Annotated in this window: 12 protein-coding genes; 7 read left to right on the top strand and 5 right to left on the bottom strand. The window is 73.9% G+C overall.

The window, feature by feature from the left end:
• Positions 1-14 precede the first annotated feature (14 nt).
• Positions 15-482, bottom strand: a complete 468-nt coding sequence (locus ACIBG7_RS09580; protein ID WP_357924146.1) for a DNA starvation/stationary phase protection protein — start codon at positions 480-482, stop codon at positions 15-17.
• 111 nt (positions 483-593) lie between these two features.
• Between ACIBG7_RS09580 and ACIBG7_RS09575 the strand changes: the two genes are divergently transcribed.
• The 4 genes from ACIBG7_RS09575 (at position 594) to mmuM (ending at position 6651) form a co-directional block, all read left to right on the top strand.
• Positions 594-1196: a MerR family transcriptional regulator gene (locus tag ACIBG7_RS09575; protein WP_397335766.1), complete on the top strand. Its 603-nt coding sequence runs from the start codon at positions 594-596 to the stop codon at positions 1194-1196.
• Positions 1193-3457, top strand: a complete 2265-nt coding sequence (locus ACIBG7_RS09570) for a VIT domain-containing protein (protein WP_397335765.1) — start codon at positions 1193-1195, stop codon at positions 3455-3457. Before ACIBG7_RS09575 ends, ACIBG7_RS09570 begins: the two co-directional genes overlap by 4 nt.
• A gap of 70 nt (positions 3458-3527) precedes the next feature.
• Complete coding sequence (locus ACIBG7_RS09565) at positions 3528-5768, top strand: sulfatase-like hydrolase/transferase (RefSeq protein ID WP_397335764.1); 2241 nt, start codon at positions 3528-3530, stop codon at positions 5766-5768.
• A gap of 22 nt (positions 5769-5790) precedes the next feature.
• The gene (gene mmuM, locus ACIBG7_RS09560) at positions 5791-6651 is read left to right on the top strand and encodes a homocysteine S-methyltransferase (RefSeq protein WP_397335763.1); all 861 of its coding nucleotides are present in this window, start codon (positions 5791-5793) and stop codon (positions 6649-6651) included.
• 1 nt (position 6652) lies between these two features.
• Here the strand turns inward: mmuM and ACIBG7_RS09555 are convergent, their stop codons facing one another.
• A complete protein-coding gene (locus tag ACIBG7_RS09555; protein ID WP_357924136.1) occupies positions 6653-7366 on the bottom strand; it encodes a lysophospholipid acyltransferase family protein in 714 nt (237 codons plus the stop codon).
• A gap of 154 nt (positions 7367-7520) precedes the next feature.
• Between ACIBG7_RS09555 and ACIBG7_RS09550 the strand changes: the two genes are divergently transcribed.
• Positions 7521-8279 (top strand): alpha/beta fold hydrolase, encoded by a 759-nt coding sequence (locus ACIBG7_RS09550; protein ID WP_357924134.1) that lies wholly within the window; start codon positions 7521-7523, stop codon positions 8277-8279.
• Between the two features lie 33 nt (positions 8280-8312).
• Positions 8313-8774 (top strand): hypothetical protein, encoded by a 462-nt coding sequence (locus tag ACIBG7_RS09545; RefSeq protein ID WP_357924131.1) that lies wholly within the window; start codon positions 8313-8315, stop codon positions 8772-8774.
• Between the two features lie 41 nt (positions 8775-8815).
• Here the strand turns inward: ACIBG7_RS09545 and ACIBG7_RS09540 are convergent, their stop codons facing one another.
• Positions 8816-9922 carry a hypothetical protein gene (locus ACIBG7_RS09540; protein ID WP_357924129.1) on the bottom strand — a complete coding sequence of 369 codons (1107 nt, stop codon included), beginning with the start codon at positions 9920-9922 and terminating at the stop codon, positions 8816-8818.
• A gap of 120 nt (positions 9923-10042) precedes the next feature.
• Between ACIBG7_RS09540 and ACIBG7_RS09535 the strand changes: the two genes are divergently transcribed.
• A complete protein-coding gene (locus ACIBG7_RS09535) occupies positions 10043-10465 on the top strand; it encodes a hypothetical protein (protein ID WP_397335762.1) in 423 nt (140 codons plus the stop codon).
• Here ACIBG7_RS09535 and ACIBG7_RS09530 read toward each other — a convergent pair.
• Together ACIBG7_RS09530 and ACIBG7_RS09525 are read right to left on the bottom strand one after the other, a co-directional pair.
• On the bottom strand, positions 10443-11138 hold the full coding sequence (locus ACIBG7_RS09530; RefSeq protein ID WP_397335761.1) for an endonuclease/exonuclease/phosphatase family protein: 696 nt from the start codon (positions 11136-11138) through the stop codon (positions 10443-10445). The genes ACIBG7_RS09535 and ACIBG7_RS09530 overlap by 23 nt on opposite strands.
• A gap of 34 nt (positions 11139-11172) precedes the next feature.
• Complete coding sequence (locus tag ACIBG7_RS09525; protein WP_357924123.1) at positions 11173-12105, bottom strand: ROK family glucokinase; 933 nt, start codon at positions 12103-12105, stop codon at positions 11173-11175.
• Positions 12106-12114: the final 9 nt, after the last annotated feature.

Below are 12114 nucleotides of genomic sequence, written 5' to 3'. Positions count from 1 at the left end.
GTCGTCGCAGCGCGTCAGCGCTGGGCCTGGAACATCCAGTGCTGCTTGTCGATCTCCTGGGCGACCGCGATGAGCAGGTCCTGGCTGACCGGGTCCGGCTCGTCGGTGGCCTCGATGCGCTCGCGCATGCGCTGCGAGACGCCTTCCAGGATCTCGGTGATGGTCACCACGACCTTGCCGTCCTCCAGCCAGCCGTGCTCCGGCTGGCGGATGCGGGTGGACTCGGCCACCGTCGCCGACCGCCCGTCCGGGTTGACGCCCAGCGCCACCGCGCGCTCGGCGATGGTGTCGGCGTGCTCCCTGACCACCGCGGTCAGCTCGTCGAGCTGCAGGTGCAGCGGGCGGAAGTGCGGTCCGACGACGTTCCAGTGGGCCTGCTTGGCCACCAGCGACAGGTCGATGAGGTCGACGAGCGCGCCCTGGAGGGCTTCGGCGACGGTGTCGCGCGCGGCGCCGGACAGCGGACCGGTGATCTGAGCCATGAGTTCGTACCTCCGTCGTTCGGCGTTGCAACTACACCTTTTCCAACGCATTCGGCCGTCCGGATCTTCCGCACATTGACAGTGCAACAATGACAGTGTCACTGTGGGGGCATGAGCGAGACCTGGACCATCGGCGAACTGGCGCAGCGGGCGGCCGAGGCGTTGCAAGCCGCCTCGCCCACCGGCAGCGGCCGGGTGCGCGACGTGCCCGGCGAGCGCCTGATCCGCTGGTACACCACCATCGGCCTGGTCGACCCGCCGCTCACCCGGCGCGGCCGGGTCGCCCAGTACGGCCGGCGGCACCTGCTCCAGCTCGTCGCGGTCAAGCGGCTGCAGGCCGAGGGCCGCTCCATCGCCGAGATCCAGGTCGCCCTGGCCGGCGCCACCGACGCCACCCTCGAACGGGTCGCCGCAGTGAGCCGCCCGCGCTTCTGGGCCGAACGCCCGGCCCCCCGTCCCACCGCCACCCCCACCCCCGCCCCCAGTCCCAGCCCGCGGCCCGCCCCCGCGCCGCCCGCCCCCGCCGCCTCGCCCAACGGCGCGGGCCCGGCTCAGGCGGCCTCCGGCCACGCGGTCCACGGCGTACGGCTGGCGCCGGGCGTGGTGCTGGTGCTGGACGGCGCGAGCCGTACCCCCTCGGAAGAGGACCTGCAAGCAGTCATGGCCGCGGCCGGACCCCTGGTCGAGGTGCTCGAGGAACGGAGACTCGCATGAAGATCACTTCGCTGGACCCGAGCCGCAGCCGGCCGGTCGAGGAGGCCGGGTTCGGCGCGCTGGAGACCGAGCGCGGCAACCTCCCGCTGGAGAGCCTCGACGTGGACGCGCGGCTGTCCGGCCTGGTGGCCGGGGTCGAGGTCGCCCAGGGCTTCCGCAACCCGTTCGACGTCACGCTGGAGGCGACCTACGTCTTCCCGCTGCCCGACCGCGCCGCGGTGACCGCCTTCCGGATGGAGGCGGCCGACCGGGTCATCGAAGGCGTGCTCAAGGAGCGCGGCCAGGCCCGCGCCGACTACGACCAGGCCATGGCCGAGGGCCGCCGCGCGGCGATCGCCGAGGAGGAACGCCCGGACGTCTTCACCATCCGGGTCGGCAACCTCGCCCCCGGCGAGCGGGTGAGCGTCCGGCTGACGCTGAGCCAGCCGCTACCCTACGAGGACGGCGCGGCCACCTTCCGCTTCCCCCTGGTCGTCGCGCCGCGCTACATCCCGGGCGCTCCCCTCGACGGCCCGCAGGCCGGCGCGGGCACGGTGCCCGACACCGACGCCACGCCCGACGCCTCCCGGATCACCCCGCCGGTCCTGCTGCCCGGCTTCCCCAACCCGGTACGGCTGTCGCTGACCGCCACCGTCGACCCGGCCGGCCTCGACCTGCGCGAGGTCGCCTCCAGCCTGCACGTGGTGGAGCAGGAGGGCGGCACGGTCAGCCTGCGCCCCGGCGAGCGGCTCGACCGCGACTTCGTGCTCCGGCTGGCCTTCGACGCCTCGACCGCGCTCCAGCTCGACGGCGAGGGCACCTTCGCGCTCACCGTGATGCCCCCGGACGTGCCCGAGACCCGGCTGCCCCGCGACGTCGTGCTCCTGCTCGACCGCTCGGGCAGCATGGGCGGCTGGAAGATGGTCGCGGCCCGGCGGGCGGCGGCCCGCATCGTCGACACCCTCACCTCGGCCGACCGCTTCGCCGTCCTGGCCTTCGACAGCGTGGTCGAGCCGGCCTTCGACGGGCTGCGCGAGGCGAGCGACCGCGAGCGCTTCCGCGCCGTCGAGCACCTGGCCCGGCTGGAGGCCAGGGGCGGCACCGAGCTGCTCGAACCGCTGCGCCAGGCGGTCGGCCTGCTCGGCGAGAGCGGGCGCGAGCGCGTGGTCGTCCTGGTCACCGACGGCCAGGTCGGCAACGAGGACCAGATCCTGGAGCAGGTCGGCAGGGCCCTGTCGGCCATGCGCGTGCACGTCGTCGGCATCGACCGGGCGGTGAACGCGGGCTTCCTCGGCCGCCTGGCCGGGCTGGGCGCGGGCCGGTGCGAGCTGGTGGAGTCGGAGGACCGGCTCGACGCGGCCATGGAGCAGATCCACCGCCGGATCGGCGCGCCGCTGGTCACCGACCTGTCCCTCGACGGGCTCGACACCGAGGAGGTCACCCACCTCGGCTCGCTCTTCCCGGGCGTGCCGCTGCAGGTGTTCGGCCGCTACCGGGCGGCCGGGCCGGTGACCGTGCGCGGAGTGGCCGCCGGGGCGACGTGGGAGCAGGTGGTCGAGCCGGTGGTCACCGGCCACAGCGCCCTCAAGGCGCTGTGGACCCGCGCCCGGCTGCGCGAGCTGGAGGACCGCTACGCCATGGGCGAGCACGCGCTGGAGGCCAGGATCGTGGAGCTGTCGCTGGCGGGCGGCGTGCTGTGCAGGTTCACGGCCTATGTCGCGGTGGACACCCGGGTCAGCGCCGACGGGGCGCCGGAGCACCACGTCATCCAGCCGGTCGAGCTGCCCAGCGGCTGGGAGCCGCCGGTCGCGGCGGCGCCCATGATGATGATGGCCGCGCCGGCCGCCGCGCCGCGGGCCTCGTTCCTGGAGTCGGCGCAGCCGCAGTTCCAGGCCGCGGCGGGACCGCCGCGCGGGTTCGCCAAGCGGATGCCCGCGCCCGCCCCCGGCCGCGGGGTGGACCAGGACCGGGAGCAGGGCCGCGAGCAGCTCGCCGCCGAGCTGGCGCGGCTGCGGGCGGTGCCGGCGGCCGATCCGGCCTACCTGGCCGACCTTGGCAGCAGGCTGGCCGCGCTGGCGACCTACCTGCGGGGGCACGGCCTGGCCGACGAGCTCGTCACCGAGCTGGCCGAGCTGGCCGAGGCGCTGGAGCGCGCCGAACAGCCCGGGGCCGACGTCGCCGGGCTGCGGCAGCGGGCCATCGACGTCCTGACCGCGCTTACGGGCGAGCCCGGCGGCTCCGAGGCGGGCAAGCCCCGCCGCCCGTTCTGGAAGCGCGGCTGACCCGCGGGCGGGCGCGGATCGGTGGAACTTCGTTCTGTTCTGCCGGTCCGCGCCGCCGTACACTCCAGAAATGATCACCTATGACGGCTTCGAGGGCCGGGTGGGACGCACCTTCGCCGGGTCGGAGTCCTGGTGGCCGCCGCGCCCCGCCCCGCCGCCCGGCGCGCCGAACGTGGTGATCGTGCTCGCCGACGACGTCGGCTTCGCCGACCTGGGCTGCTACGGCTCGGAGATCCCCACCCCGCACCTGGACGAGCTGGCCGCCCAGGGCGTGCAGTGGACCGACTTCCACACCACCCCGATGTGCTCGCCGACCCGCGCCGCCCTGCTCACCGGGCTCAACCCGCACCTGGCCGGAGTCGGGCACATCGCCAACTCCGACCCCGGCTTCCCCGGCTACGCGGGCGAGATCGCGCCGGACGTGCCGACCCTGGCCGAGCTGCTGCGCGAGGCCGGCTGGAGCACCCTGGCCGTGGGCAAGTGGCACCTCACCAAGGACTCCGACATGTCGGAGGCCGGCCCCCGGCACGCCTGGCCGCTGCAACGCGGCTTCGACCGCTTCTACGGTTTCCTCGACGCCTTCACCAACGCCCACCAGCCGCACCGCCTGATCAGCGACAACTCCCCGGTCGAGGTGGACGCCCACCCCGAGGGCTACTACCTGACCGACGATCTCACCGCCGCCGCCGTGCGCCTGGTCCGCCAGGCCAAGGCCGCCGCCCCGGAGCGCCCGTTCCTGCTCTACCTCGCCCACGGCGCGGCCCACGCCCCGCTCCAGGCCCCCGAGGCGGACATCGCCCGCTTCCGTGGCCGCTACGACGCCGGCTGGGACGAGATCCGCCGCGAGCGCTTCGCCCGCCAGCAGGCCACCGGCGTGCTCCCGCCCGGCCTGGACCTGCCGCCGCGCAACGCCGAGGAGGGCGACGAGGTGGCGGCCTGGGACTCCCTCTCCCCCGAGCGGCGACGGCTGTTCGCCCGCTACATGGAGGTCTACGCCGCCATGGTCGCCGGCCTCGACCGCAGCGTCGGCGAGCTGCGCCGCGCCCTGGCCGACCTCGGCGCGCTGGACGACACCGTCTTCGTCTTCCTCTCCGACAACGGCGCCTCGCGCGAGGGCGAGGAGCACGGCACCACCCAGTACCTGCGGACCCTGCTGTCGAAGAACAGCCGGCACGACCGCGAGGACCCGGAGGCCGACCTCGCCCGCCTCGACCTGGTCGGCGGGCCCCGGGTGCTGGCGCACTACCCGCGCGGCTGGGCCATGGCCTCCAACACCCCGTTCCGGCTCTACAAGTGCAACGCCCACGCCGGCGGGCACAGCGTGCCGTTCCTGCTGTCGTGGCCGGCCGGGCTGGCGGCCCGGGGCGAGCGGCGCGACCAGTGGGCCTACGTCACCGACGTGCTGCCGACGCTGCTGCAGCTGGCGGGGCTCGACGCGCCCCCGGTCTCCGGCGTCTCGCTGGTGCCGGTGCTGCGCGACGCGCAGGCCGCGCACGCCCACCGCGAGCAGTACACCGAGCTGCAGGGCCACCGCGGGTACGTGCGCGACGGCTGGGAGATCGTCACCCGGCACGCGCCGCTGACCCCGTTCGGCGAGCACGAGTGGGAGCTCTACCGCCGCGCCGACCGCACCCAGGCGCACGACCTGGCCACCGAGCACCCGCACCTGGTCGCCGAGCTGGCCGCCGCCTGGGAGCAGGCCGCCCGCGCCAACCGCGTCTACCCCCTGGATGAGGGCTCCCGCCTGCGCTACCTGCTGCGCCCGCCCTGGCACCGCGAACCCGGCCCGGTACGGCTGACGCCGGACCTGCACACCCTGGAGCGCTGGACCGCCCTGCAACTGATCCAGTGGCGTTCCTTCACCGTCGAGGCCGCGATCGAGGCCCCCGGTGACGGCGTGCTGGTCGCGCACGGCGGCCAGGGCGGCGGCTACGTCCTGCACGTGGAGCGCGGCGAGGTCTGCTTCACCCACAACGGCTTCGGCGAGCTGCGCACCCTGCGGGCCGGCCCGCTCGGCGAGCACGTCCGCGCCGAGGTGCACGCGCCCGGCGGCTGGCGCTGGGACGTCACGCTCAGCGTGGACGGCGAGCCGCGCGGCACCTTGACCGGCCTGCCGATGCTGGCCGGCTTCTGCCCGATGGAGGGCATCGACGTCGGCATCGACCGCTGCTCCCCCGTGTCGTGGGAGCACGGCGCCAACCGCTTCACCGGCCGCCTGCGCGAGGTGCGCTACACCCCGGGCGCCTACGCGCCGGACGCCGGGGCCAACTGGGTCGAGCTGGTCAGGGAGCTCGGCCTGCGCTACGCCTGACCGGCCCGGCTAACCTGGGGAGATGCGTTCCCTCATCCTCGACGGCGGCCTGGCCACCCATCTCGAAGCGCTCGGCGCCGACCTGAGCGACGAGCTGTGGTCGGCCCGGCTGCTGCTCGAAGACCCGGCGCTCATCCGCCGGGTCCACGCCGACTACTTCGCCGCCGGCGCCGGCGTCGCCACCACCGCCAGCTACCAGGCCTCGCTGCCCGGTTTCGCCGCCCGCGGCCTGTCCGCCGCCGAGGCCGAGCGGCTCATGCGCTCCTCGGTCCGGCTGGCCGCCGAGGCCCGCGACGAGCACGGCGCCGGCCTGGTCGCCGCCTCGGTCGGCCCCTACGGCGCCTACCTGGCCAACGGCGCGGAGTACACCGGCGCCTACGACCTCGACGAGGACGGCCTGCTGGAGTGGCACCGCCCCCGCTGGGAGATCCTCGCCACGTCCGGCGCCGACCTGCTGGCGATCGAGACCATCCCCTCGGTCGCCGAGGGCCGCGCGCTGGCCCGGCTGCTGCGCGAGACGCCCGACGTCGAGGCGTGGGTCGCCTACTCCTGCCGGGACGAGGGCCACCTCAACGACGGCACCCCGATCGAGGAGGCCGCCGCGGTCTTCGCCGACATCCCGCACGTCATGGCGGTCGGCGTCAACTGCACCGCGCCGCGGCACATCCCGGGCCTGGTCGAACGCCTGCGCGGCGGCAAGCCGGTCGTCGTCTACCCCAACTCGGGCGAGACGTGGGACGCGGCCAACCGCCGCTGGCTGGGCCTGGCCGACCCCGTGGAGTACGGCGAGGCCGCCGCGAGCTGGCCGGCCGAGCTGATCGGTGGCTGCTGCCGCACCACCCCCGAGCACATCCGCCAGATCCGCGAGCACCTGGCGGACTGAGTCACTTCCGGGCGGCGGCCGCCTCGGCGCGGGCGGCCCGCTCCATCTCCACCCGGGCGCTGGCGGCGTACTTGTCGACGTACTCCTGCCCGGACAGCTCCATCAGCGCGTACATGATCTCGTCGGTCACCGCGCGCAGCACCAGCCGGTCGTCCTCCATGCCGTAGTAGCGGGAGAAGTCGAGCGGCTTGCCGAAGCGCACTCCCGGCCGGATGCCGAGCTTGGGCAGCGGGTGCCCGGGCGGCATCATCTCGAAGGTGTTGACCATGGCCCACGGGATGACCGGGGCGCGCGACTCCAGCGCCAGCCGGGCCACGCCGGTCTTGCCCTTGTACAGGCGGCCGTCGGGCGAGCGGGTGCCCTCGGGGTAGATGCCCAGGACGTTGCCCTCGCGCAGGATGCGCAGCCCGGTGCGGAGCGCGGCCTCGCTGGCCTTGCCGCCCGAGCGGTCGATCGGGACGGTGCCGACGCCGCTGAAGAACAGCCGGGTGAAGAAGCCCTTGATGCCCTTGCCGGTGAAGTAGTCGGACTTGCCGAGCGAGATGACCTTGCGCTTGAGCTGGAGCGGCCCGAAGAAGTGGTCGGCGAAGGACAGGTGGTTGCCGGCCAGGATGGCGGGGCCCTCCTGCGGGACGTTCTCCGTCCCTTCGAACCAGGGGCGGAAGACCAGATGGAGAATCGGCGCGAGGATCGCCTTTGCCACCCAGTAGAACACCCGGGCCACCTCCCATGTTGTGCGCGCACCTTGTCGGGGTGCTGAGTCATCTTCGCATCACTTGGCGTGTGCTCCTACACCAGCTCTCGCACAACCGCCCCCAAGCGTGCAACGATCGGGAAATTCGGGATGATTTCCCATCGAGGAGCTTGTTATGCCGCTCATGGCAGGTGCTGAGCCGTACGGGCACGAGGGCGGACCGGTGGGGGTGCTGCTGTGCCACGGCTTCACCGGCACCCCGCAGTCGCTCCGGCCGTGGGGCGAGTACCTGGCCGCGCAGGGGCTGACCGTGTCGCTGCCGCGCCAGCCCGGGCACGGGACGACGTGGCAGGAGATGAGCCGGACCCGCTGGGAGGACTGGTACGCCGAGCTGGAGAAGGCCTTCGAGGTGCTGCGCGGGCGCTGCGCCGAGGTCTTCGTGGCGGGCCTGTCGCTGGGCGGGTGCATGGCGCTGCGGCTGGCGGAGGTGCACGGCGAGGCGGTCAGAGGGCTGGTCGTGGTCAATCCTTCGATAGCCAACGACGTGCCTCTGCTCAAGCTGGCGCCGGTGCTGAGACTCTTCGTCAGGTCGGTGCCCGGCGTGGCCAACGACATCAAGAAGGAGGGGGTGACCGAGCTGGCGTACACGCGCACCCCGGTGAGCGCGGCGGCCTCGCTGCCCCGCCTGTGGTCGCTGGTCCAGGCCGATCTGCACAAGGTCACCCAGCCCCTGCTCGTCTACCACAGCACCGACGACCACGTGGTCAAGCCCACGAGCGTCGCGGTCATCAAGAAGGCCCTGCCCACCGCGACCGTAGAGGAACTGTCGGATAGCTACCATGTTGCGACCCTGGACCACGATGCGGACAAGATCTTTGCCGGGAGCCTCGACTTCATCCGGACACATGCCTCGGTACCCTTGCAGAGGGACTGAACGCACATCGTGCGTCAAGGGGGAAGGCGCGTAGTGACGCCCCAGAGTGACGAGGACGAGGTCTGGCGTCAGATCGTCGCGTCCTTCAACGACACGGCCGAGCGCGACTCGGCGGACCAACCGTGGCCGGACAGCGAGAACGTGCCGCCCGAGCCCGAGCCGGAACGCCGGGTCGTCAAGGCCCCCGAGGTGGTGGCGGAACCGGATCCCGACGAGGAGCCCGAGCCGCCGCACGACCCGGCCGACGAGGACCACTACACCCCGCCGCCGCCTCCCCCGCTGCCGCGGGTGGACGTGGTGACCAAGGTGGCGTGGGTGGCCCTGTTCGGCGGGCCGGCCTACCTGCTGCTGGCGGCCATGCTCGGCTGGGAGATGCACGGCCTGGTCCTGTTCACCGCGGTGGCCGCCTTCATCGGCGGGTTCGTCACGCTGGTGGTGCGCATGGGCGACGGCCCGCCCAACGACTCCGGCTGGGACGACGGCGCGGTCGTCTGACCCCGCCGGAATCAGCCGGGGTCAGGTCGGGATCACAGGCGTCAGGAGATCTTCGGGTCCTTCGGCCCGAAGGTCTCGACCACGCCGGAGTAGCGGTCGGCGGTGTCCACGGCGTGCCCGACCGCCCACACCAGGCCCTTGCCCGGCAGGTAGGCCACCGACTGCAGGCGCACGCTGGAGCGCCCGGCGACGGTGCCGCCGCGGATGATCGTGGTCTCGCCCTTGGCGTGCCGCAGCAGGAACGGCTCGCCGGGCCGGTCGGGGTCGAACCCGGAGACCCAGAAACGCCCGTGCCCGTCACCGGTCACGCCGTACAGCCGCGCGGCGGTGTGCGGCAGCTTCTCCCGCTTCCAGCGCTTGCCGTTCCAGGAGAGCACCAGCGGGTCGATCCGCCCGGAAGGGTGGTAGACGCCGCCCACGGCCAGCGCCCGCTTGGTGCCGTCGGCCCGCACGTCGCGCAGGTAGCCGCCGGGGACCTCCGGCAGCTCCATCGGCTTCCACGACCCGCCCGAGTAGCGCATCACCAGCGGCGAGTGCCCGGTGTCGCCGACCGCGAACGCCCCGGAGACCGAGTAGAGCGAGCCGCGGATCTTGCTCTCCTCGACCCGCCACTCGCTGCGCCCGCTGACGATCAGCGGGTGGCCGCGGCGGCTGCCGACCGCCACCATCTTGCCCGGCCGCGCGTCGATCCCGGCCAGCCGGTCCTGGTTGCCCAGGCCCGGCACCTTGATCCGGTCGAAACCGCCGGGACCGCCTCTGGTGAGGTACGGCAGGCCGTCGTTGCCGTCGCCGACCGCCCAGACCTCGCCGGCCGCGGCCACCGACAGCGCCCGCAGCACGCTCGGGCCCATGGTGTCGCGCACCGGCACGTCGCTCCACGCGGTGCCGTTCCACAGGCGCACCGCGCCGCGGTTGTTCCAGACGTCCCAGAGCTGCTGCTGGCCGACCGCCCACACCTGGCCGTCCGGCAGCGCCTGGACGTCGGAGAGCGCACCGTCGGCGTCGAGGCTGACGCTGGTCGAGCGCTCCCACGCTTCCACGGTGCCCGGTTTTGGATCGCCGTGCGCGGCCGGCCCCGAGAACAGGGCGGCGGCCAGAGCGGCCGCGCAGGTTGCCGTCGCACGCCGTCGGAATCGACGACGGGTCATGACCCAGATCGTACTCGGGCGCATACACCTCCCGTCCCCCGGATCGAGGCGACGGACGCTCTCGATTAGGCCACGGCCGAATGGTGGCCCGGTCAAGGACCGCCGCCCGACCCTGGGGCCATGAACGATTTCGCCTTCCTGGAGGGCTCCTGGACCGTCGCCAACCGCAAGAGGTCGGCCGACGGGACCTGGCACGAGTTCACCGCGCGCGTGCGCGCCGAGCCCCGGTTGGACGGGTGGGTGATGCTGGAGGACTTCGAGGCGGTCTTCCCCGGCGGCCTCCTGGTCAAGGGGCTGGCCGTGATCGCCTACGACCCGGCCACCGACCTGTGGCACCACGCCTGGCTGGACAGCCGGGTCTCGCCCGACTTCACCCCGGTGGTGGGCCGGTTCGAGGGCGGCAAGGGCGAGTTCCACGCGCCGGGGCTGCGCTTCCGCTGGGAGCTCGCCGGTCCGGGGTCCGTGCGCTGGGAACAGGCGGTCAGCGAGGACGACGGGCTGACCTGGGAGACCAACTGGATCATGGAGTACCGGCGGCCATGAGCTCCGCCACGACCGGCAGGTGGTCGGTGGCGGCGGCCAGGTCCTCGCGCGTGGCCGCGACGCCGCCGCACGAGCGCACGGTCAGGCCGGGCCCGGCGAAGATCGCGTCGATGCGCGAGGCGGGGTTGCGCGCGGTGAAGGTGTGGCCGTCGCCGCTGGGGGCCAGCGGGTAGCAGTCGGCGAACCGGGCGGCCAGGTAGCGCCAGGTCGGCTCGTGCTCCTTCTCGTTGATGTCGCCGCACACCACCGGGATCGCGCCGAACCGGGCCGCGGCCCGCTCCACCAGCGTGACGATCTCGGTGGCGTGGTAGAGCCGCTGGGCCGGGACCAGGTCGAGGTGGATCGAGGCGACGGCCAGCCGTACGCCGTCGAGCTCGACCACGGCCAGCGCCAGGCCGCGGATCTCGCGCGGCAGGAAGATCTTCAGGACGTGCGTCTCCTCGTGCAGGACGCGCACGCCGGGGCGGACGTAGACCGCCAGCCCGCCCAGGCGCCGCCCGGCCGCGATCCGCAGGCCGGTCAGCTCGCCCAGTTCGGCGCGGCGGCGGCGCCACCACAGGAACCGGGGAGCCTCCTGCACGCAGAGGATGTCCGGCGCCATCGCGTGGATGACGCGCACGAGCGCGGGGACGTCGTCGGACATCCCCCGGATGTTGTAGGTGCCGATCCTCACCCGCCCATTGTGGGGCCTGGGGGCGGCGCCGCCGCTACCGCCGCCGCGCCAGGTCGGCCGCGCCGACCAGGCCCGCCGAGGCGCCCAGCTCGGCCAGCCGTACCTCGGCGAAGGGGCGGTGGCCGCGGCCGGTCAGCGTGCGGTGGAAGGTGTCGCGCGCCCGGTCGAGGAAGAGGTCGGCGGCGCGGGAGACGCCGCCGCCGACGATGAAGCAGCCGGGGTCGAGGATGGCGGCCAGGTCGGCCATGCCCTGCCCCAGCCAGTCGGCGAGCTCGGCGAAGGCGGCCAGGCAGGCGTCGTCGCCGCGGCGGGCCGCCTCGGTGACCTCCTCGCCCTCGATGGTGCCGCCGGCCAGCTCCAGCAGCACGCGGGCGCGCTCGGGCTGGGCCGCGGCGATCTCGCGGGCGGTGGCGACCAGGGCGTTGCCGCTGGCGTACTGCTCCCAGCAACCGAGGTTGCCGCAGCCGCAGAGCCTGCCCTCGGGCACGACCTGCATGTGGCCGAGCTCGGCGCCCATCCCCCACCGGCCGCGGAAGAGCCGGCCGTCGAGGACCAGCCCGCCGCCGATGCCGGTGCCGACGGTGATCGCCACGACGAAGGCCTCGTCGCGGCCGGCGCCGAAGCGGCTCTCCGCCCACGCCATGGCGTTGGCGTCGTTCTCCACGACCACCGGCAGGCCCACCAGGCCGGCGATCTTCTTCTGCAGGGGCTCCTCGCGCCAGGCGAGGTTGGGCGCGAACCGCACGATCGAGCGCGTCTCGTCGACGAAACCGGCCGCGCCGACGCCGACCGCCTCGATCTCACGGCCCGCGGCGAGCTCGCTCACCACGTCGGCGACGGTCTCGGCGACCAGATCCGGCCGGTCGGCCGGGGTGGGCCGCAACGCGCTCGCGAGGACCTTGCCCTCCTCGTCGACCACGCCGGCGGCCACCTTCGTGCCACCGATGTCCACACCGATCGTGAGCATCCCGCGATC

The organism is Nonomuraea sp. NPDC050328 (assembly GCF_044459405.1).
Taxonomy (GTDB): Bacteria; Actinomycetota; Actinomycetes; order Streptosporangiales; family Streptosporangiaceae; genus Nonomuraea.
Note: the sequence above shows the minus strand (reverse complement) of the source record. Positions and strands in the feature narration are given on the sequence as shown.

Excerpts from the sequence above, each read along its gene's own strand:
- ACIBG7_RS09580 (WP_357924146.1), bottom strand. The coding sequence starts at position 482 with ATGGCTCAGATCACCGGTCCGCTGTCCGGCGCCGCGCGCGACACCGTC.
- ACIBG7_RS09575 (WP_397335766.1), top strand. The coding sequence starts at position 594 with ATGAGCGAGACCTGGACCATCGGCGAACTGGCGCAGCGGGCGGCCGAG.
- ACIBG7_RS09570 (WP_397335765.1), top strand. The coding sequence starts at position 1,193 with ATGAAGATCACTTCGCTGGACCCGAGCCGCAGCCGGCCGGTCGAGGAG.
- ACIBG7_RS09565 (WP_397335764.1), top strand. The coding sequence starts at position 3,528 with ATGATCACCTATGACGGCTTCGAGGGCCGGGTGGGACGCACCTTCGCC.
- mmuM (WP_397335763.1), top strand. The coding sequence starts at position 5,791 with ATGCGTTCCCTCATCCTCGACGGCGGCCTGGCCACCCATCTCGAAGCG.
- ACIBG7_RS09550 (WP_357924134.1), top strand. The coding sequence starts at position 7,521 with ATGCCGCTCATGGCAGGTGCTGAGCCGTACGGGCACGAGGGCGGACCG.
- ACIBG7_RS09540 (WP_357924129.1), bottom strand. The coding sequence starts at position 9,922 with ATGACCCGTCGTCGATTCCGACGGCGTGCGACGGCAACCTGCGCGGCC.
- ACIBG7_RS09535 (WP_397335762.1), top strand. The coding sequence starts at position 10,043 with ATGAACGATTTCGCCTTCCTGGAGGGCTCCTGGACCGTCGCCAACCGC.
- ACIBG7_RS09525 (WP_357924123.1), bottom strand. The coding sequence starts at position 12,105 with ATGCTCACGATCGGTGTGGACATCGGTGGCACGAAGGTGGCCGCCGGC.